Origin of the sequence: Vibrio sp. Isolate32 (assembly GCF_022397955.1) — a bacterium.
In the GTDB taxonomy this organism is placed as follows: Bacteria; Pseudomonadota; Gammaproteobacteria; order Enterobacterales; family Vibrionaceae; genus Vibrio.
Genome location: NZ_JAKEUQ010000025.1, coordinates 43,969 through 68,770 on the forward strand (window position 1 = coordinate 43,969; position 24,802 = coordinate 68,770).

22 protein-coding genes and 2 pseudogenes are annotated in these 24,802 nt (G+C 42.9%); 18 read left to right on the forward strand and 6 right to left on the reverse strand.

Annotation, left to right across the window (positions count from 1 at the left end; all coding sequences use genetic code 11):
* Window positions 1-22 precede the first annotated feature (22 nt).
* The 4 genes from L1D11_RS17420 to L1D11_RS17435 all read left to right on the forward strand — a co-directional run bounded on the left by L1D11_RS17420 (window position 23) and on the right by L1D11_RS17435 (window position 2,927).
* A complete protein-coding gene (locus L1D11_RS17420; protein ID WP_239832287.1) occupies window positions 23-487 on the forward strand; it encodes a GNAT family N-acetyltransferase in 465 nt (154 codons plus the stop codon).
* A gap of 89 nt (window positions 488-576) precedes the next feature.
* Window positions 577-1,809: a glycosyltransferase gene (locus L1D11_RS17425; RefSeq protein WP_239832270.1), complete on the forward strand. Its 1,233-nt coding sequence runs from the start codon at window positions 577-579 to the stop codon at window positions 1,807-1,809.
* A 207-nt stretch (window positions 1,810-2,016) separates the two neighbouring features.
* Window positions 2,017-2,496, forward strand: a complete 480-nt coding sequence (locus L1D11_RS17430; protein WP_239832271.1) for a YeeE/YedE family protein — start codon at window positions 2,017-2,019, stop codon at window positions 2,494-2,496.
* Entirely contained in the window at window positions 2,496-2,927 is a 432-nt protein-coding gene (locus L1D11_RS17435; RefSeq protein WP_239832272.1) for a YeeE/YedE family protein, read from the forward strand. Before L1D11_RS17430 ends, L1D11_RS17435 begins: the two co-directional genes overlap by 1 nt.
* Window positions 2,928-3,027: 100 nt before the next feature.
* On the opposite strand, the gene L1D11_RS17440 is transcribed toward L1D11_RS17435, so the two are convergent.
* Window positions 3,028-3,903 (reverse strand): endonuclease/exonuclease/phosphatase family protein, encoded by an 876-nt coding sequence (locus L1D11_RS17440; RefSeq protein WP_239832273.1) that lies wholly within the window; start codon window positions 3,901-3,903, stop codon window positions 3,028-3,030.
* Window positions 3,904-4,206: 303 nt separating this feature from the next.
* Between L1D11_RS17440 and nrdD the strand changes: the two genes are divergently transcribed.
* Window positions 4,207-6,327 carry an anaerobic ribonucleoside-triphosphate reductase gene (nrdD, locus tag L1D11_RS17445; RefSeq protein WP_239832274.1) on the forward strand — a complete coding sequence of 707 codons (2,121 nt, stop codon included), beginning with the start codon at window positions 4,207-4,209 and terminating at the stop codon, window positions 6,325-6,327.
* 154 nt (window positions 6,328-6,481) lie between these two features.
* Window positions 6,482-6,952 (forward strand): anaerobic ribonucleoside-triphosphate reductase-activating protein, encoded by a 471-nt coding sequence (nrdG, locus tag L1D11_RS17450; protein ID WP_239832275.1) that lies wholly within the window; start codon window positions 6,482-6,484, stop codon window positions 6,950-6,952.
* 118 nt (window positions 6,953-7,070) lie between these two features.
* Here nrdG and L1D11_RS17455 read toward each other — a convergent pair.
* Window positions 7,071-7,958 (reverse strand): annotated as a pseudogene (locus L1D11_RS17455) (MATE family efflux transporter); the annotation flags it as partial.
* 140 nt (window positions 7,959-8,098) lie between these two features.
* On the opposite strand from L1D11_RS17455, the gene L1D11_RS17460 reads away from it, so the two are divergent.
* The 3 genes from L1D11_RS17460 (at window position 8,099) to L1D11_RS17470 (ending at window position 11,866) form a co-directional block, all read left to right on the forward strand.
* Window positions 8,099-9,283: an amino acid aminotransferase gene (locus tag L1D11_RS17460; RefSeq protein ID WP_239832276.1), complete on the forward strand. Its 1,185-nt coding sequence runs from the start codon at window positions 8,099-8,101 to the stop codon at window positions 9,281-9,283.
* Window positions 9,284-9,297: 14 nt separating this feature from the next.
* Window positions 9,298-9,984 (forward strand): RimK/LysX family protein, encoded by a 687-nt coding sequence (locus tag L1D11_RS17465; RefSeq protein WP_239832277.1) that lies wholly within the window; start codon window positions 9,298-9,300, stop codon window positions 9,982-9,984.
* Between the two features lie 274 nt (window positions 9,985-10,258).
* The gene (locus L1D11_RS17470; protein ID WP_275665891.1) at window positions 10,259-11,866 is read left to right on the forward strand and encodes an ABC-F family ATPase; all 1,608 of its coding nucleotides are present in this window, start codon (window positions 10,259-10,261) and stop codon (window positions 11,864-11,866) included.
* Between the two features lie 384 nt (window positions 11,867-12,250).
* Here the strand turns inward: L1D11_RS17470 and L1D11_RS17475 are convergent, their stop codons facing one another.
* Both L1D11_RS17475 and L1D11_RS17480 read right to left on the reverse strand, forming a co-directional pair.
* The gene (locus L1D11_RS17475; protein ID WP_239832278.1) at window positions 12,251-12,775 is read right to left on the reverse strand and encodes a hypothetical protein; all 525 of its coding nucleotides are present in this window, start codon (window positions 12,773-12,775) and stop codon (window positions 12,251-12,253) included.
* 98 nt (window positions 12,776-12,873) lie between these two features.
* Entirely contained in the window at window positions 12,874-13,251 is a 378-nt protein-coding gene (locus L1D11_RS17480) for a NirD/YgiW/YdeI family stress tolerance protein (RefSeq protein ID WP_105023507.1), read from the reverse strand.
* 196 nt (window positions 13,252-13,447) lie between these two features.
* Between L1D11_RS17480 and L1D11_RS17485 the strand changes: the two are divergent.
* The 4 genes and pseudogenes from L1D11_RS17485 (at window position 13,448) to modC (ending at window position 17,513) form a co-directional block, all read left to right on the forward strand.
* Window positions 13,448-14,943, forward strand: a pseudogene (locus tag L1D11_RS17485) (cobyric acid synthase).
* A 9-nt stretch (window positions 14,944-14,952) separates the two neighbouring features.
* A complete protein-coding gene (gene modA, locus L1D11_RS17490) occupies window positions 14,953-15,711 on the forward strand; it encodes a molybdate ABC transporter substrate-binding protein (protein WP_239832279.1) in 759 nt (252 codons plus the stop codon).
* The gene (gene modB, locus L1D11_RS17495; RefSeq protein ID WP_239832280.1) at window positions 15,712-16,410 is read left to right on the forward strand and encodes a molybdate ABC transporter permease subunit; all 699 of its coding nucleotides are present in this window, start codon (window positions 15,712-15,714) and stop codon (window positions 16,408-16,410) included.
* Window positions 16,407-17,513: a molybdenum ABC transporter ATP-binding protein ModC gene (modC, locus tag L1D11_RS17500; protein ID WP_239832281.1), complete on the forward strand. Its 1,107-nt coding sequence runs from the start codon at window positions 16,407-16,409 to the stop codon at window positions 17,511-17,513. The genes modB and modC overlap by 4 nt, the downstream gene beginning before the upstream one ends.
* 199 nt (window positions 17,514-17,712) lie before the next feature.
* Here the strand turns inward: modC and L1D11_RS17505 are convergent, their stop codons facing one another.
* Window positions 17,713-18,150: a DUF3069 domain-containing protein gene (locus L1D11_RS17505; RefSeq protein ID WP_239832282.1), complete on the reverse strand. Its 438-nt coding sequence runs from the start codon at window positions 18,148-18,150 to the stop codon at window positions 17,713-17,715.
* A 131-nt stretch (window positions 18,151-18,281) separates the two neighbouring features.
* On the opposite strand from L1D11_RS17505, the gene L1D11_RS17510 reads away from it, so the two are divergent.
* A complete protein-coding gene (locus tag L1D11_RS17510; RefSeq protein ID WP_239832283.1) occupies window positions 18,282-19,238 on the forward strand; it encodes a diguanylate cyclase in 957 nt (318 codons plus the stop codon).
* A gap of 91 nt (window positions 19,239-19,329) precedes the next feature.
* The gene (locus L1D11_RS17515; protein WP_239832289.1) at window positions 19,330-20,340 is read left to right on the forward strand and encodes a Solitary outer membrane autotransporter beta-barrel domain; all 1,011 of its coding nucleotides are present in this window, start codon (window positions 19,330-19,332) and stop codon (window positions 20,338-20,340) included.
* A 124-nt stretch (window positions 20,341-20,464) separates the two neighbouring features.
* On the opposite strand, the gene L1D11_RS17520 is transcribed toward L1D11_RS17515, so the two are convergent.
* The gene (locus L1D11_RS17520) at window positions 20,465-21,706 is read right to left on the reverse strand and encodes a GGDEF domain-containing protein (protein ID WP_239832284.1); all 1,242 of its coding nucleotides are present in this window, start codon (window positions 21,704-21,706) and stop codon (window positions 20,465-20,467) included.
* Between the two features lie 489 nt (window positions 21,707-22,195).
* Between L1D11_RS17520 and L1D11_RS17525 the strand changes: the two genes are divergently transcribed.
* The 3 genes from L1D11_RS17525 to pntA all read left to right on the forward strand — a co-directional run bounded on the left by L1D11_RS17525 (window position 22,196) and on the right by pntA (window position 24,798).
* Window positions 22,196-22,564 (forward strand): late competence development ComFB family protein, encoded by a 369-nt coding sequence (locus tag L1D11_RS17525; protein WP_239834401.1) that lies wholly within the window; start codon window positions 22,196-22,198, stop codon window positions 22,562-22,564.
* A gap of 37 nt (window positions 22,565-22,601) precedes the next feature.
* Entirely contained in the window at window positions 22,602-22,883 is a 282-nt protein-coding gene (locus tag L1D11_RS17530; RefSeq protein WP_239834400.1) for an HlyU family transcriptional regulator, read from the forward strand.
* A gap of 367 nt (window positions 22,884-23,250) precedes the next feature.
* Window positions 23,251-24,798: a Re/Si-specific NAD(P)(+) transhydrogenase subunit alpha gene (gene pntA, locus L1D11_RS17535; protein ID WP_239834398.1), complete on the forward strand. Its 1,548-nt coding sequence runs from the start codon at window positions 23,251-23,253 to the stop codon at window positions 24,796-24,798.
* The last annotated feature ends 4 nt before the right edge of the window (window positions 24,799-24,802 follow it).

The window sequence follows — 24,802 nt, forward strand, 5'->3', positions numbered from 1 at the left end:
TAGTATGGTTCAAGTTCGTTTTATGACAGAAGTCGATCTAGATGGGTCGGCTTTAGTTCATCAAGCTACATTTGTTCGACAGAAAAATTCGCGAGATTGGTTACAATGTAACTTGAACGCTTCACCGCGCTTTCTTAACTTGGTTGCTGAAAGCGAAGGTGAAGTTGTTGGTTACATTATTTGGGTACAGAAGAGCGGGTTTAGACCTGAAGCAGTTTTAGAACTTGAGCAGCTTGCGGTGCTACCAACTGCGCAGGGTAAGGGATTGGGTAAACAGCTGATTCTTGACTCCTTGCCGCAGGTGAAACAGAAGCTAGCAGAGCAAGGCTCGACGCTCAAACATGTATTAGTGACCACCAGAGCAGACAACTTTGCACAAAAGCTGTATCAATCTACATTAGGTGCAGAAGTCGAAACTACGATTTCAAATCTGTACTCTGCGGATGAAGTGCTTATGATAGATCGCAATGTCGGTGAGCGAATCTAATCGCTGAGTTCTTAGAACTTATTATAATCATCAGTAAATGTTCAATAAGGGGCTTCTAGAGTCCCTTTTGTTATTTCTTAGGAAGTGTTTTGAAGAAAGTTTTAGCAATTGGCTACGTTTGGCCAGAACCGAATTCATCGGCGGCTGGCAGCCATATGATGTCACTTTTACGCCTGTTTAAGCGACAAAGCTGGTCTGTTGAGTTCGCAACGCCTGCTCAAGAGACCGAGCATATGATCGATCTCTCTGAAGAGGGTATCACAAGCCAATCTATTGAACTGAATTGCGATAGCTTTGATCAGTACATCGAACAGCTGCAACCTGATGTTGTGATGTTTGACCGTTTTATGATGGAAGAACAATTTGGTTGGCGTGTTGAGAAGGTTTGTCCTATTGCCTTTAAGCTATTAGATACTGAAGATTTACAGTTCCTACGCAATGCTCGACATGAAGCAGTTAAGAAAGAGACAGACCTGACGAAAGAACACCTGTACAGTGATCTGGCCAAGCGTGAAATTGCCGCGATTCTGCGCTGTGATCTTTCGTTGATCATTTCAAGTTACGAGATGGAGCTGCTCCAATCTGAGTTCAATATCGATCCAAAGCTTCTACATCATCTACCTTTCATGGTTGATCTTAAGACTTTGCCTGAACGCACGAAAAGCTATGAAGAACGTAAGCATTTCATGACGATAGGTAACTTTAGGCATGCACCTAACTGGGATGCAGTGCTTCAGTTACAAAAGATTTGGCCGAAGATTCGTAAGCAGTTGCCTGATACTGAGCTTCATATATACGGTTCATACCCGCCGCCAAAGGCAACCGCTTTGCATAACCCTAAAACCGGTTTCCATATCAAAGGTTGGGCTAAAGATGCTCAAGAAGTGATGGAAGAGGCACGTGTATGTGTTGCGCCATTACGTTTTGGTGCGGGCATTAAAGGCAAGTTGCTTGACGCGATGAAGCTACAAACCCCGAATGTGACGAGTCAGATTGGCAGTGAAGGCATGCTACCGCAAGGTGAACTGCAATGGCCGGGTGCGGTGGCTGACGATATCGATGAGTTTGTGGCTGCAGCAGTTGAACTTTATCGCGATGAAGAAAAGTGGCTTGAAGCCCAAAGCCAATGTCACTCTATTCTTAAAGCGCATTACGAGCAAGATAAATTAGGCAGTCAACTGATCGGACGATTAACTGCGTTGGTTTCTGAGCTTGATTCGCACCGATTGGATAATTTCTTCGGTTCAATGCTCAAGCACCACACCATGGCAAGCACCAAGTACATGTCACAGTGGATAGCTGAAAAGAACAAGACTAAGTAGCTGATACAGCTCAAATGAAATCAAAAGCCCTTAGGTTAACGCCTAAGGGCTTTTTGTTTTTTGGGAGCTCACAGCTAGCTGAATGACAAGGAACCAATTGTTGGTATAAATGGGATAACCTACATTAGCATTGACTAATTTATATTTATTAGTAAACTCTAATTTACTGTGGTTGAGAGTTATTATGTTTGTGGATAGGAGAGGTCTGTGTTGAGTTTGATTCCTTGGAATGCCTTTTTCGGCGGCATGCTGTTGGGCATGTCGGCCATTGTATTAATGCTCGGGATTGGTCGAGTCGCTGGTATTAGCGGAATTGTCAGTCGCTTATTACCGTCTAGAAAGGATAAAAGCTTAGAATCAGGATTTGAATCCAGTTCGGACACCCGCATTGAGAAAACCGAAAAACATTGGCGACTTGCTTTTGTTGTCGGAATGATTGTGAGCGGTTGGTTATTGATTCCGACTGGTTATCAACTTCCTCAGTTAGAAGAGATCAACCTCGCAGTTGTTATCATAGCCGGCCTTCTGGTGGGCTTCGGCACTAAGGTTGCAAATGGCTGTACTAGTGGTCATGGCATTGTGGGAATGGCGCGTTTATCTAAACGTTCAATTGTCGCGACTTGTGTGTTTATGGGTGTGGCAATGGCAACTGTATTGGTTAAGAATCTGATTGGTTTGGGGGCGTAATGAAAAAACCTTCATTTACTATCGTTATTGGCTTGCTCGCAGGTCTTCTTTTCGGCTCTGGCATGATCATTTCAGGCATGGTAGACCCTAACAAGGTACTCGGCTTCTTAGATGTGACTAGCGATTGGGACATAAGCCTGGCATTCGTAATGGGAGGTGCACTGATGGTGTTTGCTCCGTTTTATCATCTAGTCATTAAAAAGCGCGATAAAGCGATCAATGGCGAGCGATTAGCTAGCCGTAACAATCCATTAATCGACAGAAAGCTGATTGTGGGCTCAACAGCGTTTGGCTTAGGTTGGGGGCTTGCTGGCTTTTGTCCTGGTCCAGCGGTGACGAGTCTTAGTGGCGGTAACCCAACCGTGTGGGTGTTTATGATAAGCATGCTGGTGGGAATGTGGCTTGCAGGTCGAACGAATAAAACCTGTTAGGGTAAACCTATCGTGTGTCTAATTGACTTGATATAAGTATTTGAGAGGTCGACTCGCTTTAGCTCTATAGCCAGTCGGCCTCTTTTTAGATCTACAACAATTAATTGATGGTCGTTGAAACTGGGCAGTGATCGCTGAGTTTGTAGTCCAGAACATCTTGTGTTTTGAATACTTGTTGTTTCGCAGGATCTGCATTCAATGATTCACTCACCACAATATGATCAATAACAGAGCGGAACTGATGCGTACGATGATTGTTGCGGTTAGAGCGTACTTTGCAGTCTGCGCGTGTCTTTCGTGTCGCTAACTGTGCATCAGTATATTGTGTTAACTCTTTCCACATCCAATCTCGTGAGTACGCGAGGTTATGGTTAAAGTCGCCAAGAATAGCGTAGTCTTCGTTATTGCGCTCTCTTTGCTTTATCCACTTGTTCAATTGCTGAGCTTGCTCTTTTAAACGTGAGCAATCGTGGTTGGACTTATAAGCACCACTGCATCCTGCCTTTAAATGCACAGACAACATGTGAATGGGTTTATTCTCTGTTTCTATAACGATATAACTGGCAAACCTAAGTTTACTGTCGGACGTAGTTTCCAGTGGAAAGTCAGCGTAGTCGGTGAGGGCTACTCCTTTTCGAACCGCAAATCCCGTGTATTGGTTCACTTCTTTAAATTGGTGGTTGCTGTTCTTAGGTAGCGCCCGGTCAGACATTAAGATCTGATATTGATCACCAGCCACACGCTGAATGGCATTCACGTCAGCGACTTCTTGAAACGCAACCACATCGGCGTTTAAGGATTGAAAATACGTTCCGAGTTTATCGAAGTCGGCTTGTTCTCTTTTAACAGAAAACTTATTCACAGCCTCGTTGGCTGATAACCATTCGATATTCCAACTGGATATGGTTAAAGGTTCAGCAATTGCTTGGTTACCGATTAGGCAGCCTAACATTAACCACTTTTGTAGTCGTTTCATCCCAAATATCCCTAAATTTGTCGACCAATATTGATGAGCCGTTATCCTACAACACTTACCAAAAATTCAACTCTTTTTAGCAGTTTTTTTATTGTTACATTGTTTCTTTTCGAGTTGAGAACTAGCGTAATAATATTGAATTGATCTTAGTCAGCGTTCTCTTTTTATTGATCCAAATCAATACTCAAGTTTGGTGGTTCTCGTTAAATACGCCACAATATCTAGTGTTAGTTTAACGGTAAATCGCTCTATATAGTGTGTTTGTGGATAAGTCTGTGAATGCCTCAAGAGTAAGGAGAAGTGGTGAAATCAATCGTAATCAAGCGTGATGGCTCAAGAGCTCCATTCAGTAGAGATCGTATCCAGGCTGCAGTGGAAGCAGCATCAGACAAAACCGATAAGGAAATTGCTATTTATGCATTGAATGTGGCATTAGCCGTTGAGTTGAAGCTCGAAGACTACGATGAAGTTCATATCTCTGAAATTCAAACCATGGTCGAGAACGAGCTAATGCAGGGACCCTATAAGTCTCTGGCACGCGCATACATCGAATATCGTCATGATCGCGATATCGCACGTGAAAAGCAAAGTGCGCTAACTCGTGAAATCGAAGGTTTGATCGAAGAAAGCAACGTTGATCTAATCAACGAAAACGCGAACAAAGATGGCAAAGTAATCCCAACTCAGCGTGACCTGCTAGCGGGTATCGTGGCTAAACACTATGCAAAAACTCACATTTTGCCTCGTGATATCGTACATGCTCACGAGTGTGGTGACATTCACTACCATGATCTCGATTATGCACCGTTCTTCCCAATGTTTAACTGTATGCTTATCGACTTGAAAGGCATGTTAACGCATGGCTTCAAGATGGGTAACGCAGAAATCGATACACCTAAGTCTATCTCTACCGCAACGGCAGTAACTGCGCAGATCATCGCACAAGTGGCGAGTCATATTTACGGCGGAACAACGATCAACCGCATCGATGAGGTTTTAGAACCTTACGTGATGGCAAGTTACGAGAAGCATTTATCGTTAGCGAAAGAGTGGGACATTCGCAGCCCAGAAGCGTTTGCTATTTCTCGCACTGAAAAAGAGTGTTACGACGCATTCCAATCTCTTGAATACGAAGTAAACACACTGCACACCGCTAATGGTCAAACGCCATTCGTTACGTTTGGTTTTGGTTTAGGTGAAAGCTGGGGCTCGAAACTGATTCAGCAATCTATCTTGAAGAACCGCATTGCAGGTTTAGGTAAGAACCGTAAAACAGCCGTGTTCCCTAAACTGGTCTTTGCTATCAAAGATGGTTTGAACCACCAGCCACAAGATCCAAACTACGATATCAAGCAATTAGCACTTGAGTGTGCGTCTAAACGTATGTACCCAGACATTCTTAACTACGACAAGGTAGTAGAAGTGACAGGGTCATTCAAAACACCTATGGGCTGCCGTAGCTTCTTGAATACATACGAAGAAAACGGTGAACTTATCCATGAAGGCCGTAACAACTTAGGTGTTGTGAGCTTGAATTTGCCACGTATTGCAATAAACGCAAAACAAGATATGGCTAAGTTCTACGAGTTGCTTGATGAAAAACTGAAGCTTGCTCGTCGCGCATTAGAAACTCGTATTTCTCGTCTAGAAAATGTGAAGGCACGTGTTGCTCCGATCCTATACATGGAAGGTGCATGTGGTGTTCGCTTGAAAGCTGATGATTCTATTGCAGATATTTTCAAGAACGGCCGTGCTTCTGTTTCTCTTGGTTACATTGGTATCCATGAAGCGATGACTGCACTTTACGGCACTGAAGTTCATTTGTACGACGATGGCGAAATGCGTGCTAAAGCGCTTGAGCTGGTCGAGTACATGAAGCGTGAAGTGGAATCTTGGACGAAAGAGACAGGTTACGCGTTTAGCCTATACGGCACACCAAGTGAAAACCTATGTAGCCGTTTCTGCAGCATCGATACCAAAGAGTTTGGTGTGATTGATGGCGTAACAGACCGTGGCTACTACACAAACAGCTTCCACTTAGACGTGCAGAAGAAAGTGAACCCATATGATAAGATTGATTTCGAGATGCCATATCCTGAAATTTCTAGTGGTGGTTTCATTTGTTACGGTGAATTCCCTAACATGCAGAAAAACATCGAAGCACTAGAAAACGTATGGGATTACAGCTATACACGTGTTCCTTACTACGGTACCAACACGCCGATTGATGAGTGTTACGAGTGTGGTTACAACGGTGAGTTCGATTGTACAAGTAAGGGCTTTACCTGTCCTAAATGTGGTAACCATGACTCAACTAAAGTATCGGTAACACGCCGTGTTTGCGGTTACCTTGGTAGCCCAGATTCACGACCATTTAACTTCGGTAAGCAAGAAGAAGTTAAACGTCGAGTGAAGCACCTTTAGTGAGCTTTAAGAGCGTTAGCTAGTTTACTTAGAAGATCTACGTTTTACGAATCAAGATTGGTACCGGCTCAATGTCGGTACCAATTCATTTGTTTCACTTCTCGCTACTGTTTAAGTAACCCATTAAGTCATCACGAGTTTTCAATACTGCCTTATGAATTATCATCAATACCATCCAATCGACGTTGTAAACGGCCCAGGAACACGATGCACCTTGTTCGTATCGGGTTGTGTGCATCAGTGCCGTGGATGTTATAACCAGTCGACGCAAAGGTTGGACTCTGGGCATTTGTTCACTAAAGAGTTACAAGACCACATCATTGCTGATCTGAATGATCCGCGAATCAAACGTCGTGGTTTATCGCTTTCTGGTGGTGATCCTCTCCATCCTGCCAACGTTTCCGAGGTACTGAAGTTGGTTAAGCGCGTTAAAGCAGAATGTGAAGGCAAAGATATTTGGATGTGGACGGGCTATGAACTTGGCGAATTGGATGAAAATCAGAAGCAAGTGCTGAAATACGTTGATACCTTAATTGATGGTCGTTTCGAGCAAGATAAAGCGGATCCAATGCTCGATTGGCGTGGTAGTTCAAACCAAATTATCCATCGATTTACCAACATCTAAGGCTGTCGTCACTTCGTAGGCTTGTGAAACGAATAAGGGAATCATGGTTAGTACAATGCAATCAATCAGCCCTTGGGTGTGAGTTTTTTTCGTTTGTTCTAGTAGTTCAAATCAGTATCTAAGCGGTTAGTTGATCAGGCTCTTCTATGAGGTTGTTGATCCATTTCTTAGAGTGAATTCTCTGGCTAGTTAACGCGATCTTTGTCAGCTCCTCCAGTAATACAATCATCAACACCCATTCTAAAGACTAGCCAAGTACCAAAGCGGTGAAATAGGCGAGGGGAATACCAATTGCCCACTGGCCAAATATGTCGATGAAGATGCTGTAATTAATGTCGCCACTGCTTTTTAACACTCCTCCTATGCCCACCATGTTGAACACTCTGAATATCATGCCAGCCGCCATCACCAACGTGACGTTGACCGCTGTATCTTTGAGTTCCAGATGCGTTAAATCGATCAATTGCACAATGGCGGGTTTGGCGATAAAACAAAGCAGTGCTAACAACGCAGCAAGTGCACAACTCACAAGCACATAGCCCCAAGCGGTATTTTCAACCCGTTGATAGTTCTTAGTACCAATTTTATTACCAAGGATGATCGAGGCGGCAACGGCAAAACCCAAGAAAGCCGAAATTAAGATACTTTCTACTGACGATAACAACGAGATGATAGCAAGCTCGCCAACGCCAATCTGACCAACAATGACATTGTAAATCAGTATTCCACCCGCCCATGCCGTATCGTGAACTAGCATAGGAATCGCGATCTTGAAGTACTTCTTTCTGTGCTTTGGCAGGATGGCATCGCGCAAACTTCCGATTGTAGGGAATAAATGTGCATAGTGTTTTCTTGCCATCACTACCAGCGCGACAGTTTGAAAGCATCGTGAAACCGTGGTTCCAATCGCAGCGCCAACCACAACTAACTCAGGGAAGCCAAATAATCCGAATATAAGCAGTGCATTTAGAATCGCATTGACGATGATTGCCCAAATACTGATTTTTGCACGAATCTCTCCGGTAAAATAACCAATCTCTGATTACTTCTGTGAACTCAGCGCTTCTCTTAAAAAATGTTTCTGATTTGACTACGATAATGTTAATGTGAAGTTCATTACTTGAATTTCAAAGGGTTGTGACTTTCATGTTTTCACATCTACCAAAACCAACTTTAGATCCAATTCTATCTCTTTCAGTTGCTTACCGCGGCGATAGTCGCACTGACAAAGTCGATTTAGGCATTGGCGTTTATAAAAACGACCAAGGCGAAACTCCTATCATGAAAGCCGTATCTATGGCTCAAGATATCGTTGTTGAAACACAGAAAACTAAAGCTTATGTTGGCCTAGCGGGCTGTGAAGAGTTTAACCAAAGCATGGTTGATCTGCTGCTTAAAGGGACTTCTGCAATGGACCGCGTTGCTGCGATTCAAACACCGGGTGCAAGTGGTGCACTTCGCATGTTGGGTGACTTAATGAAAGTTTCTCAACCAGACACCACAGTTTGGATTTCAAACCCAAGCTATGTGAACCACAAACCTGTGATGGAAGCGGCAGGCTTAAAAGTTCGATACTACAATTACTTCAGTCCTGAAACGAAGCAAGTTGATACTGCAAGAATGTTAGATGACCTATCGAAAGCGGGTTCATCAGACGTGGTACTACTACATGGTTGCTGTCATAACCCAACGGGTGCCGATATCGACTTTGAAGCGTGGCAGGAAATCACTAAATTGTCGCAGAAAAATGGTTTCTTACCGTTCGTTGATATTGCCTACCAAGGCTTTGGTGACGGCCTAGAAGAAGATGCAAAAGGTCTTCAACATATGGCGAACAACGTGGAAGAGATGTTAATTACTACCTCTTGCTCAAAGAACTTCGGCTTGTACCGTGAAAGAACGGGCGCTGCGATTGTGATTGGCAAAAACAGCGAACATGTTGGTAATGCAAAAGGTAAGTTACTGACGCTTGCTCGCTCAACTTACACTATGCCGCCAGATCACGGTGCAGCTTTGGTGAAAACAATTCTTCAGAATCAAGAGCTAACAACGATTTGGAAGCAAGAGTTGAGTGAAATGCAGCAACGTTTGTTAAATCTGCGGCAAAGTTTATGTGATGAATTGCGAAATACTTATAACACGTCACAATTTGATTTTATTGAAAGTCATAAAGGTATGTTTACTGTACTAGGCTTTAAAGGAACTCAAATGAATCAATTACGTGAAGAATATGGCATCTACGGTGTTGGTGATGGACGCATCAATATTGCAGGTCTCTCTGAATCCCATATTCCTTATGTAGCAAAAGCGATAGCTAACGTATCAAAATAACAGAAGGTGAGTGAATGTATAATTGGAAAGCGATTATAACCTTAATGTTAAGTGGGGGCTTGTTTGCTTGTACAACCACGACTCAAGTACCGGTTGAACCAGAGCAGAAGCCTCAAATCGAACAACCAGTTGTTGACGATTCTTCTAAGACAGATGCAACTGAAGGCGAAAAAGTAACGGAACCTACAGAGAAGCCTGAAGAAGTAAAACCAACTGAACCAGAAGCGAAACCAAAGCCTGAAGAAAAACCGACAGCAAAACCAACGAAAATTAGTGATGGTAAACTCATCCTTGGTGAAGAAGAGTGGGTATTTGTTCCTGGCTTGAAAGAGGCATTTAAAGCGCGTGTAGATACTGGTGCGACGACATCTTCAATCAGCGCTGTTGATATCGTAGATTTTGAACGTGACGGTAAAGATTGGGTTAAGTTCAAAATCGAGCACGATGGCATCACAACGGAAGAGATCAGTCTGCCAGTAGAACGTTGGGTTAAGATCAAGCAATCGAGTGCAGAAGGCACACAACGTCGTGCTGTGGTAGTTGCTTCGATCCAAATTGGTGATCTGAAAGACAAAACTGAATTTACTCTAGCGGACCGAACACACCTTTCTTTCCCACTTCTGCTAGGAAGAAGCTTCTTTAGAGATGTGGCGGTTGTCGACGTAAGCAAGAAATACGTTCAAAAGAAAGTGACCAAATAGTTTCAAACCTCTTCTGACTCGTTAACTTTATAATAATCGAATCCCTGCAATTGGATTAGCAGGGATTTTTTCGTTTTTTCGACCGTAATTTGGGTAAATACCGATAATTAGGCCCTGTACGTCATCCGTTCACTGTTTAGCCTCGACAATGTGATCCTGATCTCTATATAATTCGCGCTTCATTTTCGTTTAACCCATACTTTCGTAGTCCTTATTTAGGTTTATCCAACAACCTAATAATTATCTATCCAGCACACGCTTAGGAATTACTTCTTTGATATCTACCGCGAACATCACAATGCAATTTGGCGCAGAGCCTTTGTTTGAAAACATCTCTACTAAATTTGGTAATGGCAATCGCTATGGTCTGATTGGCGCCAATGGTTGCGGCAAATCGACGTTCATGAAAATCCTAAGTGGTGCGTTAGCGCCAAGCTCGGGCAACGTTTCCATTACTCCTGGGGAAAAACTGGGCGTATTGAGCCAAGATCAGTTCGCTTTTGAGCAGTACAGCGTAATCGACGTTGTGATCATGGGCGACAGAAAATTATGGGAAGTAAAACAAGAGCGTGACCGAATTTACTCTTTGCCTGAAATGAGCGAAGAAGATGGGATGAAAGTGGCAGAGCTTGAAAGCGAATTCGCTGAAATGGATGGTTACACAGCAGAAAGCCGTGCTGGCGATATTCTTATTCAAGCGGGTATCGAAGAAGAGCTGCACTTTGGCCTAATGCAACAAGTTGCCCCGGGTTGGAAGTTGCGTGTGCTTTTGGCTCAAGCACTGTTTGCGAATCCAGATATTCTGTTACTTGATGAGCCAACCAACAACTTGGATATTCACACCATCAACTGGCTTGCTGAAGAGCTAAACCAGCGTAAATGTACAATGATCATCATTTCGCACGATAGACACTTCCTGAACTCAGTATGTACGCACATGGCGGACATCGACTACGGTGAACTGCGCATCTACCCAGGTAACTACGAGTACTTCCTAGAAGCATCGGGTTTACGTCGTGAGCAACTTCTGGCTTCCAACGCGAAGAAGACTGCGGAAATCAATGAACTTCAGGACTTCGTAAACCGTTTCGGTGCCAATGCATCGAAAGCTAAGCAAGCAAGTTCACGTGCTAAGAAAATGGAAAAGATTACCCTTGATGAAGTGAAGTCTTCGAGCCGTATGAGCCCGTCGATTAACTTTGGTGAAGGTAAGAAGCTGCACCGCCAAGCGCTTGAACTTCAAGACCTAGGCCACGGTTTCGAAGGTGAAATGTTATTTGCTGGCGGTAACTTGTTACTTGAAGCGGGTACACGCCTTGCGGTTATTGGTGAGAACGGTGTGGGTAAAACCACCTTACTACGTTGTTTAGTCGGTGAACTTGAGCAAAACCAAGGCATCGTAAAATGGTCTGAAAACGCAACTGTTGGCTACTGCCCACAAGATAGCAGTGCAGACTTTGATAACGACCTGAGCATTTTCGATTGGATCTCACAGTGGCGTACTGCGAAGCACGATGACTTAATGGTGCGCGGTATTCTAGGTCGTTTATTGTTCACTGCTGATGATGCAAACAAGAAAGCGCGTAACTGTTCTGGTGGTGAGAAGAACCGTCTGTTATTTGGCAAGCTAATGATGCAAGACATTAACGTGCTTGTGATGGACGAACCAACGAACCACATGGATATGGAAGCGATCCAAGCGCTCAACGATGCACTTAAGGTTTACCCGGGCACGCTTATCTTCGTGAGCCATGACCGTGAATTTGTATCTTCACTTGCGACACACATTATTGATGTGAAAGACCAGCAACTAGTGAGCTTCCAAGGTACCTATGAAGAGTATTTGGATCATCAGAAAAAGATGTTGATGGTTAATCTGTAATCGTCAGCAACATGATTGATTGAGGTGGACTGGCATTAATGGTTCATCACTATATGCAAAAAGGCCCGAACACGCGTGTGGTCGGGGCTTTTTCTTAGAAGAACAAAAACTCCAAGATGTTGTTAGTACTTGAATAGTTGAACTTGAGCGTTCAATTTCTGAGCGATTCCACGGAGCTCTTCAGAAAGGTGACGTGAGTTGTCCGCTACCTCGATTTAAATGCTGTTAACACCCATTTACGGTGCTTCACTCTATTAATTTTCCGGAGACGGTATTAGTGCATCGTACTGTTTTGATTAACTGATTTATAGAATGAATAAAGCCGACTTTAGGAAGTCGGCTTGCAAATTGGTTTAGTTGTTTTGGTCGATGCTTTTTAAAGGTTTAGAAGCCGAATCGAGCTGACATTAAGAACTGATGGCCGTAAGTACCGTTATTACGCATGTCCAAACCTACAGAAAGCTGATCTGTTGAATGGAAACGAGCGCCAACACCTACGATTGAACGAGTGTTGTCATTGTCAATCAGTTGACCAAGGCGTGCGTTGACTTCAATGTTTGCCATTAACCAAGCTCTTAAACCTAGGTTAATTTCAGTTTTGATATGGTTGTCGTCATTACGTTCAATGTTGTGCAGAAGCATTTGCCCGTTCACATCGGCGAATTGGCTAATTGGGCCGTTAAATCCCATACCCACAGCTGCGTCCCAATCACTTTCGAATTCTGAATCGATACGTGCAACAAAGTGTGAGTTCTGAGTAAACATGGTTGTTACTTCACCACCGAAGGTACTAGGGCTGGTACCCATGCGCAGCTCGAATGTGTTGTAGTTAAAGTTGTTTGCAGACGCAGAGAAAGAACACAGTGCAGCTAGTCCTAAAAGGACAGTCTTTTTAGTGCAACCTAGCATGGTGACTCCATATAAATTGTATTTGCGGCAGTATAATACAAAAAAGCCTGCAATATGCAGGCCAATTTATTTTAAGTCGATAATTTTATCTGTGTTGCTTATAGAACTTGGATGTGGTCAACCTCGATTTCAGGTGTTTTGCCACCTTCATACTCGCCGAAGATACGCACTTTTGTGTCTGCCGTTAGTGGCTGTGCTAGACGGATATCGTCATCCAGTTCGATTTGAATCTCGCTCTGGCCATCAGAGAAGATGAAGGTATCGTTCTTGAGCTGGCGAACAATCTTACCGTCTACAATTGCGTCTTGCTCAGAAAACATGCTTGTGTCTGCAAGTAGTGTCGCGACAGAAACGGTTTCAATAGGTCCTGTGTAAGCAATAGAGCTCTCGTGCTTATTGTCTTTGTGGTCACCAGCCATTGCGAAAGTTGGAGCTAGGATGATAGTGGTTGCGATAGCTAATACAGTTTTTTTCATGGTGAATCCCTTAATGTTGTTTGTTAGTTGAAACGTTTTATTTCGATGAGGCTATTAAACAACACCCGGTTTGAATCTAGAGTGAGTAACACATTCATTTTCCATTCATTTTATTGAGCATCTAGCCGCCAATGACGTTAAGATGGCGAAAGAGAAGTATTGCCTGCGGGCTGATAAATTAAGGATTTAAGTACGAATGCGAGCACCATTAAACGCCCTTATGGTTCAAGGAACCACATCAGATGCCGGAAAAAGTGTATTGGTGGCAGGTTTATGCCGTGTTTTGGCCAGGAAGGGAATTAAGGTGGCACCATTCAAGCCACAGAATATGGCTTTGAATAGTGCAGTGACTAAAGACGGTGGGGAAATTGGCCGCGCTCAAGCCGTTCAGGCTCAAGCATGTAATATCGAACCTTCGGTTCATATGAACCCTGTATTGCTTAAACCCAACTCAGACACCGGTGCTCAAGTTGTTCTACAAGGCCGTGCGTTAAGTAATATGGAGGCTACGGGCTACCATGATTACAAGAAAGTTGCGATGAATACGGTTATTGATTCATTTGATCGACTTTTAGAAGAATACGATAGCGTGATGATTGAAGGTGCCGGAAGCCCTGCTGAAATTAACCTTCGTGAGAATGACATCGCGAACATGGGGTTTGCTGAAAAGGCCGATATACCAGTGATAATTGTGGCTGATATCGACCGCGGAGGCGTCTTTGCACATCTGTATGGCACATTAGCTCTGTTATCTGAATCTGAACAAGCTCGTGTAAAAGGGTTTGTGATTAACCGTTTTAGAGGCGATATCGCGTTGCTTAAGTCGGGCCTTGATTGGTTGGAAGAGAAAACGGGCAAGCCTGTGATAGGTGTATTGCCATATCTGCATGGCTTCAATTTAGAAGCTGAAGATGCCATTACCTCCGCTCAAGAGTCCGATGGAGAGGCTAAGCTTAAGGTCGCGGTACCTGTCCTTACTCGGATCAGCAACCACACTGACTTCGATGCGTTGAGACTTAATCCTTCTATTGATCTTCGTTACGTCGGTAAAGGTGAGCGTTTGAACAACGCTGATTTGATCATCTTACCGGGTACTAAGTCAGTAAGAGCCGATTTGGATTACTTGAAGCAGCAAGGTTGGGACAAAGACATTCAGCGTCACCTGCGTTTAGGTGGCAAAGGATGGGCATATGTGGTGGTTATCAGATGCTCGGTAATCTTATCCACGATCCTGATGGTGTGGAAGGCGAACCGGGTAGCAGTGAAGGGTTAGGGTACCTTGATGTTGAAACCACGTTAACGCAGCAGAAAACGTTAACGAACGTGTTTGGCACGTTAAACCTAAATGGAAAGTCGGCGCCAGTTAAAGGGTATGAAATTCACGTAGGTAGGACTGATGTCAATGAAATGGCATTACCGGTTCAGTTAGAATCGGGCAGCCTTGATGGCGCGATAAACTCTGATAACTCGATATTTGGTACTTACTTGCACGGTGTATTGGATAACAGTGATGCGTTATCACTGATTTGTGAATGGGCAGGTGCCAATGAAGTAGCAGCGATTAACCACGAACAGCAGAAAGAGTTGGGTATTAATAGAATCGCTGACGCCATCGAAGAGCACTTAAATCTTGACCTGTTATGGCCTGAATTGAAGAAGGCTAGTCAAGATATCAAAAGAACAACAGAGTAAGTGAAAACAATGAAAAGACTAGTCACTCTTTTAGCAGTAGCGTTAACCACCTCATTGAGTTCTGCTCATGCTTTGGCTGCCGAGAAACTACGTCTTTATGCGGCATCGTCTATGACCAATGCGGTTAACCTGTTAGTTGAAGAGTTTGAGAAAAACCATTCTGTTGATGTTATTCCTGTCTATGCCAGCACATCTTCCTTGGTACGACAGATCGAAAGAGGTGCACCAGCAGACATCTTTATCTCGGCAAATGAAAAATGGATGACTCACCTTGTCGACCGAAACTATGTTTCTAGTGACAATGTCACAAACTTATGTGAGAACGAGCTTGTGCTAATCTCTCCAAAGGAAGACGCAATCTCGTTTGATATTTCTAAAGGTGAACAGTGGTCTAAACTTCTTGATAATGAAAGGCTTGCGGTTGGAAATACCATGTCGGTTCCAGCTGGTATCTATGCGAAAGAAGCGTTAGAAAACTTGGCTGTTTGGGATGACGTCAAGACACGACTAGCACCAAGTAATAACGTTCGTATGGCAATGGCTTTGGTAGAACGCAGTGAAGCTAGGCTCGGTATTGTTTACAAAACGGATGCGCTGTTGTCTAAAGAAGTGAATCTTGTATCGACATTCCCGTCAGAGCTGCATACACCAATACGTTACCCTGTAGCGAAAATGAGTGACCAAGCCGTTGCACAAGACTTCTATACTTTCCTTACTAGTGAAAAAGCGAAGGACATTTTGAATAGCTTTGGCTTTGAAGTGCGTTAAATGATGTATCTATCGGAATACGAATACCAAGCTTTAATGCTTAGCTTGAAAGTGGCTGGCTTTGCCATCTTGTGGCTTATCCCAATCGGGATTGGCCTAGCGTGGCTGCTAGCTAAAAAGCAGTTTGTTGGCAAAAGCATTGTTGAAAGCATCGTTCATCTCCCTTTAGTACTTCCTCCTGTGGTTATTGGCTATTTGTTGCTTGTGATGATGGGGAGGCAAGGTCTGATAGGAGCATGGCTCAACGACGTGTTTGGTATTGTATTCAGCTTTAGTTGGAAGGGCGCGGCTTTGGCATGTGTCGTCGTCGCGTTACCATTAATGGTGCGCTCAATCCGTTTAAGTTTAGAAACGGTTGATAGCAAGCTTGAAGAAGCGGCCGCCACATTGGGTGCTTCTCCAGTTAGAGTATTCTTTACCATCACCTTACCTTTGATGATCCCAGGGATCATTACCGGAACCATGCTGTCATTTGCGCGAAGCCTTGGCGAGTTTGGTGCGACCATCAGTTTCGTTTCGAATATCCCAGGGGAAACTCAAACCATTCCTTTAGCTATGTACACTTTCATCGAAACTCCAGGTGCTGAAATGGAAGCTGCGCGTTTGTGTGCCATTTCTATTGTAATTGCCTTGGGCTCATTGATTCTGTCTGAGTGGTTAAACAGAAAGTCGGCACAACGCCTAGGAGGTAACGCATGAGCGCGTTAGTTCTGCAATACCAGCAACAGCTTGGCGAGACCTTCTTTGATATCGACTTAGAACTTCCAAGTAATGGCATCACGGCTATTTTTGGTCGCTCTGGTGCAGGTAAGACATCTCTGATCAACGCCATCAGTGGTCTTAAACAGCCAGACAAAGGTTTGATCAGTGTCTCTGGCACAACCCTATTTGATAGCGAGCGGGGCATTAACTTGCCGACGCATAAACGTAATGTAGGTTATGTATTTCAAGAATCACGACTCTTCCCTCATATGAAGGTATCGGCGAATCTTAAATACGGTATTAAAGGCACCGATAAAGCGCATTTTGATCAAATCGTGTCGCTGCTCTCATTAGACTCGTTGCTAGATCGTTATCCGGCCCGTTTGTCGGGTGGTGAGAAACAACGTGTCGCGATTGGCCGCGCTCTGTTGTCTAAACCGAGTATTTTATTGATGGATGAGCCGTTGGCGTCACTCGATTTACCTCGCAAGCGTGAAGTGATGCCGTTTCTGGAAAATCTATCTAAAACGGTTCAAATTCCCATTATTTATGTGACTCATAGTCTTAATGAAATTCTACGCTTGGCTAACCATTTAGTGATTATCGATCAAGGTAAACTCGTATCATCTGGTGTGACAGAACAGGTATGGGCGTCACGTGCGATGCAGCCTTGGCAATCTTTCTCTGAACAAAGCTCATTGTTTGAAGGGAAGCTGGTGGAACATAATAATGATTATGCCTTGTCTCGACTAACACTGGGAAAATCTACGTCACTTTGGGTTCAGAAAGTGTCGAGTGATATTGGAACTGCTGTGAGACTGCAGGTCAGGGCAAATGATGTCTCAATTACGCTAGAACAGCCTCAAGGTACATCAATACGCAATATCCTCCCTGTAACGATTAAAAGCGTAGAGACTCATCAACAAGGCACGAACAAGCAAAGTGTCGCGGTAGAGTTAGAATTGGAATCTGGGTGTTATCTATGGGCAACCATTACATTGTGGGCGTTGGATGAGCTGAATTTAGAAATCGGGCAGCGTGTTTACGCGCAAATTAAAGGTGTGAGTGTTGCTCAAAGAGATATAGCGGTAACCCACTAAGCTCTCGTGGTAAGATATTCAGATATAGCGTTAACACATAAGATCTCACGTCATACTTCGTTTTTGGTTTCATTTTATAATGGGTAAAACTCGATGAACAGAAAATAGCGGATATAAAAAGCCGCATGTTTAAAGCGACATGCGGCTTAACCTCAAGTATTACTGTTAGCGCTCAGCCTAGATTTAGTCGATTAGCGACTTACTTAGTAAAAACTTCTTTGAAATCACGCTTCAAGATAGCATCACGACGCGCTTTCTTGATTTGTTTAGACATGTCTTTTACACAGTTGTGTAGAACTTGGTCTAGTAGTTGAGCGCGGTACTCTTCTTTTTCTTCGGCAGTCATGCCTTCTGGAAGTTTAAGGGTAGGGAACTCTTCCATTACGTTAACACCAGCGAAAGCTTGGCTAACCGTGATTAGAGCGTGGAACTGCTCGAAGTTGTCCAAAACATTTTGTGCGCTTGCTGGCAGGCTGTCCCAAGCTTCGCGTACTGCTTCTTCAGACACTTCATGAATAGAAGTAACCATAAAGTGCATCTCTTTTGGCACTTCATCAAATTCGATAACTTGGCGAAGTTCAGGAGAGATTGTGGTTAAATCGATTTCTTGTTGCTCTGTGTTTGTAGCGTCTGACATAGTATTTCTCTTTAAAAAGAAACAATGCTAAAAAGATCTGTAAAAAAGTCAATATAATATAGAGATTAGGGTATGATTTAAGCTCAAATTTGAGCTACTTTGAATATTCAAAGCTAGATATAGGTGACGTGATGATAGAAAAGGGATCTTCGATGCGCATATTGCTGGTTGATGACGTTCAACTAGACAGGGTGCAACTTGCTATTCGACTCAAGCAGCTGGGCCATATTGTAGAAGCTGTCGGCAGCGGAAAAGAAGTCCTGAGTATTTATTCTGATTTTGATCCTGAACTGGTGTTGCTTGATATAAGTATGCCAGAGATGGATGGTTTTGAAGTGGCTAATGAGGTTCGAAACCGATTCCCAGAGTGGGTTCCCATCATCTTTCTAAGTGGTCACGAAGAACCTGAGATGATAGCGAAAGCTATTAACGCCGGTGGTGATGATTACCTGATCAAGCCGGTAAACAAGGTAGTTTTAAATTCTAAACTGATTGCGATGCAACGTATCGCGCACATGAGACGAGAGTTAAAACAAAGCACAGCCAAACTTGAACAACTGAACGTCCTTCTGCAGCAACAAGCCAACGAAGATGGCCTGACTAAATTGTATAACCGTCGATACATGGATACTAAGCTTGAAGAAAGCATTGCGTGGCACGGAAGGCGTAATATGTTCATGACAGTCATACTTCTAGATGTAGACTTTTTTAAGCCTTACAACGATAATTATGGGCATATTCAAGGGGATAAGTGCTTGCAAGATCTTGCTAATATCTTAAGGGAACTTTTTGTTCGAGCGGGAGAGTTTGTCGGTCGCTATGGCGGTGAAGAGTTTGTTCTTATCTTAAGTGATATGGATCGGGATGCAGCCATGCAAGAGGCGATACGTATAAAAGAAGCGCTTTATGAAATGAACTACGTCCACGGTTATTCAACGGCGTCCGATAGAGTGACCGTGTCACAAGGAGTGTTATCATTTGCACCAGAAGGTGGTGAGTCGATTGCCTCTATTTACGAAAAGGTTGACCAAGCACTATATCAAGCGAAACAATGTGGAAGAAATACTTTTATACAACGCACATTTTAGAGCTTGTACGTTAGTTGATGAGCTCTTTTAGATATTTGAATTTATACTTCACTAGCATTTGAGCTAGGAAATGCTTTAAGTGATAAGAGAAATGCCACATTCAAAGTCATTTTCTGTGACTAACACCTGTTGGACGCTTGCGGTTCCTTTATTTTTAACTTTAGTGTCAATCACTGTTAATGCCACTTCCTTGTCTGATCTCTTCCGTAAGGAATTAGAGCAGCGCTTTGCTACCAGTTTATTACTTAATGATACTGATGTTTTTACCTTTGGCATCAATAATTTCGATCCAAATAAAGTGTTTAGCTTGGATAATGAAGATATTGGTTCGAATGATTCTGTGAGTCGCCGACAAAACATCACATCCCTCAGTCTCCCTTATACATTTGAACTACCAAGTTACATTGAAGGTAACCATCAAGAAGTAACGCTACGCTTATCAGCATTGCGGATTGAGAATGACGTTGAATATAAATCAACAATCAAAAGTGACTTTCAAAAGGAGTCGGTGGTTTCCGGGTACGTGGAATTTGCGAATATATCCCAGTTAGACGAACACTGGAGTTTCAGCTCGGCAATTGGTAACCATATTTCATATTACCGTAATGATTTTGAATATCGTTCTTCATTGCTTGAACCTATTCAAGAACAACTGGACGGGCTTTATTATAATACTGATGCTTGGGCATATATCATTGAGCCTAGGATTAAGCTGACTTTCGAAGATAAGAATTATTGGGGAAAATATAAGCTCAGTACCAGTTGGCATTACTTTAATGGAGTTGGTTGGGGAGAAGCCAATAACGGAGATATCGGAAACCCAGAAGGTTGGTGTATCGCCAATGAAGCTAAGATTTTTTATGATCTCGTACGCTGGGATAAAAATATCACATCAATGTACTCGAGTATTAAAAGAATTGATATTGGTGGTGACACCGTGGCTTCTATGGGTACCACTTCTTACTATGAAGGCAGTGTAGGTTGGTTGCTTAATCCCAATCTATTTGATGACTGGGTCGATAATGTGGGAATTGGATTTACGATCAATTACGGAAGTAGTTTAAAAGGAGGGAGTCTAGTTATCTTCTTTAACCAAGATTAAACACTTTTTTCCTAGTTTAGTTGGAATAGCCTAAAATCAATGAGGCTTGTTGTAATTGAAAATGATAGTTATTGAATTAACATTAACGTCTCTAGTTAATGTTAAGCGTTAGCGTTCAATATCTTTAACTATCGACACACAGTTTGTTTCGACCGGTTTTTTTTGCTTTGTAGAGTGCTTTGTCAGCAAGCTTTAATACTTCTTCAGGATGTCTGGTGGTCGTGCTGTCAGACAGTCCAATACTCACGGTCACATTCACTACTTCCGATGGCTTGGCATTCTTACCCCGCTTTTTCATACCCAATTCATGATCATCAGGGCGTTCGTGATTGTTACGGATCGCCATGTCGTAGTTTTGGACCTCTGAAATCAGAGCTTGAAGGTGCTCTTTAACTTGTTCCGAGTATTTGCCTTTAAAAATAATCGTGAACTCTTCGCCACCATAGCGATAAGCTTTAGCTCCACCCGTGGTCTCTCTCAAAATACGCGCTACTAACTTCAATACGTCGTCGCCAATGTCATGTCCATAAGTATCGTTAAATTTCTTGAAATGATCGATATCTACCATAGCCATTGAATACTTACGCCCTAGGTGCTTCATATCGACTTCTAAGGCGTGTCGGCCGGGGATATTGGTCAATTGGTCATTAAAGGCCATATCGTGGCTAGCAGACATTACATAAACAATGATCAAGGTGCCAGATAATGAGAACATTGTACTAGAGATGTACTGCACGTCGAAGAAGATAAACGTACAAGAAGAAAGTAAGGTAGCGCTATAAACGACAACATCAATAGAACGGTTATACACCAATACAAGAATGGCAGTAATGCCAAGTAAGCAAAGGCTATACAATACCAGAACTAAAGGCAGTTTTGAAAAATCCCTGACAACAAACAGAAGGCCCTCATTCAACGATTCAAAACCACTTGCCTGGAAGTACGAAACGGTCAATTGTGCCCAAATCATGAAAAGAACGAGAACGGTGGTATAGAGGAGCATGGATTTTGAGTTTACGCCGTTATCAGGGAAGGCGTACACCAATGAACAGGTTACAGGGACTAATGCCGAAAGAATCGATAGCTCCAACAACGTTGTTCCGGTATTAAGAGGCGTTTGCAAGCGAATTTGGATGATCAAGTAAGCCACGAGCATGGTTAATGACACCATGGCCATACGTCCTTGTCGGAATGTATGGCATAGCAAAACGGCAACGCTCAATAAGATATACGGGAGGTTGCTAGCAAACCCTAAGTTTGCATCCGTCACAAGAATGACGTTGTTCATACCAGCGAGTAAAATTGCCAATAAAAATAGGGGGAAGCAAAATCGAAATATGTTCGACGTTACAAAACTAGATGCCATTTATGTGGTGAGCCTAACTATGCTGATGATCTTATAATTTAATTTTATACGTAGGATACTGTTAAATAAGCGAATGCCAAGCTTTTTGCCTAAATCAGAGTAAAAACATAGCCATATGTCTCTATTGATGCAACCATTTTTATATGTTTGAGTTGCTATTAACCATAGAACGAGCTACATAGTATATATGAGAAATTAATTAGTCGTTATAGATACTTAACAAAACCTTGGTAGTTCGTGCTTAAAGCTTAAAGTCGACATGATAACTTACAATCGAGCAACGAAAAAACGGTAACGAAGCTAGGGGAAGTTCGTTATGTTGAATTGGTTAATTCAATCGGTGTTATACAAAGTTCAACTATGAAAAGAGTCAAGTTAAGAAAGCTTTTTAACTCAATTATATTAGCACTACAGCTGCCAGTCAGAATTGCTTTAATAAGCTCAGAAACTACCGCTATTAGGAAAAACCGCGACAAATGGAGGTGTGGTATGCAAATTAGTGTTGATGTACATAACTATATGGAGACTCTCGTTGGCCATGTTTTGTCCACCGAAGAATATGTGTCTAGTTATACCAATGAACAGATGGCTGATCTTGCTTGCTTAGCTTTGGGTCAGCTTAAACCTATCTATATTCGTTTTGATATCGATTTTCTTTCTGCTTTGCCAGAAGATAAACTGGTGCTCTATAAACGAAATAGTGAGATCGCGGTCAAGAATGCAGAGAGTATGATTATTGACGATAGAAGGCGTGAACGAGATGACAGTGTGCCCGTTATATTTAGTCAACACAATTTTGATGAAGACGTAGAATTGCAATGGTATGAAAAGCCATTGTTGAACCGTAAACAGTCATGATAGTTTAAGGTTAATACGATCATTAAAGGAGTAAAACGTGGGATTTTTTTCTAGATTATTTGGTGGCAAAGAAAAAACCGAACAAAAAGCAGAGATTGAGCCAGTCGTGTATAAAGGTTTCAATATCTATCAAGATGCCATTGCAGAATCTGGTCAATACCGTGTTGCTGGCAAAATAGAGAAAGAATTCGATGGTGAAATCAAAACTCACCGTTTCATTCGTTCAGATGTTGTTTCAAACAAACAAGATGCCGATGAATTGATGCTTAAAAAATCGCAGATGTTCATCGACCAAATGGGCGACAATATATTTAGCTAGCCAATTAGGGTTAGAATTGATGTTGGTCATAATTTAGAGAGCTTTCTGTGTATATGCTGAAAGCTCTTTTTAGTCTCAGGGATAAAGACAGCTAGAAGTTTGTTATTTAAAGGACTATTTGTAGGTGGTTTGACCTCTTTGCTCAAGAGGCTCGTCATTTTTTCAAATAAAATCGTTATAAGTAATAACTTTTCTTGTTCTTTGAACAAAACGCTTGAAGTATTAGTTGTCGTTAGATACAAACGAATAAGTCATGTGCCAATAGTGAAAGAGTAGTTATGCAAATTGGTGTATCCAATGACTGCGATCTCTTTAACTGGTCTTTGGTAAGAATAATAATCACAAATTGATACACAAGGAGTCTAATTTGTTGATAGGTGTACCAAGAGAAACGCTCGCAGGTGAAACGCGAGTCGCTGCATCACCGAAATCGGTCGAACAGCTTCTGAAATTAGGATTTGAAGTTTGTGTTGAATCACAAGCAGGTGCGTTAGCAAGTTTTGAGGATTCAGCTTATGAAGAAGCTGGAGCAAAAGTTGTAAGCGCAGATGAAGCTTGGAAATCCGATATTGTCTTTAAAGTTAACGCTCCAATCGTTGACGATACTCAAAACGAAATAGACCTACTTAAAGATGGCGCAACATTGGTCAGCTTTATTTGGCCTGCTCAAAACCCCGAATTAATGGAACATCTGTCGAGCCGTAACATCAATGTGATGGCGATGGATTCTGTACCTCGTATTTCAAGAGCTCAAGCACTCGATGCATTAAGTTCTATGGCAAACATCGCGGGTTACCGTGCAGTGGTTGAAGCAGCGCATGAATTTGGTCGATTCTTCACTGGTCAAATTACAGCGGCAGGTAAAGTCCCACCAGCGAGAGTACTGGTCGCTGGTGCGGGTGTTGCAGGTTTGGCGGCAATTGGTGCAGCAGGTAGTCTTGGTGCAATTGTTCGTTCATTCGACGTTCGTCCTGAAGTAAAAGAGCAAGTAGAGTCGATGGGCGCTGAATTCTTGGAAGTGGATTTCCAGGAAGATACGGGCGCTGGTGATGGCTACGCAAAAGAGATGTCTGACGCGTTCAACAAGAAAGCGGAAGAGCTTTATGCGGCTCAGGCAAAAGACGTTGATATCATTATTACTACAGCACTGATTCCTGGGCGTCCTGCTCCAAAGCTTATTACCAAAGCGATGGTTGATAGCATGAAGCCAGGCAGCGTGATTGTCGACCTTGCAGCCGCGAACGGTGGTAACTGTGAATATACCGTAGCGGATCAAGTGACCACTACGGCAAATGGTGTGAAGGTTGTCGGTTACACTGACATGGTTGGCCGTCTGCCAACTCAGTCTTCTCAACTGTACGCGACTAACCTAGTGAACTTACTGAAACTACTTTGCAAAGAGAAAGACGGTAACATCAATATCGACTTTGATGACGTCGTACTTCGCGGTGTAACAGTCGTTAAAGAGGGTGAAGTCACTTGGCCTGCGCCACCAATTCAAGTTTCAGCTCAACCTCAGCAGGTTAAGCTAAAAGCAGCGAAACCAGAGCCAAAAGTAGAAGAGCCAACGTCTCCAGTCAAAAAAGCGGCAGGTATGGCCGTTGCGGTTGGTACTTTCGCTTGGATTGCATCAGTTGCGCCTGCTGCGTTCTTATCTCACTTTACCGTTTTCGTTCTTGCTTGTGTGGTGGGTTATTACGTAGTTTGGAATGTTAGCCATTCTCTGCACACGCCTTTGATGTCTGTTACGAATGCGATTTCAGGGATCATTGTGGTAGGTGCTCTATTACAGATTGGACAAGGCAACGGTGCCGTTACTTTCCTCTCTTTCATTGCCGTGTTAATTGCAAGTATCAATATCTTTGGTGGCTTTACCGTGACCAAACGTATGCTTGAAATGTTCCGTAAAGACTAAGGAG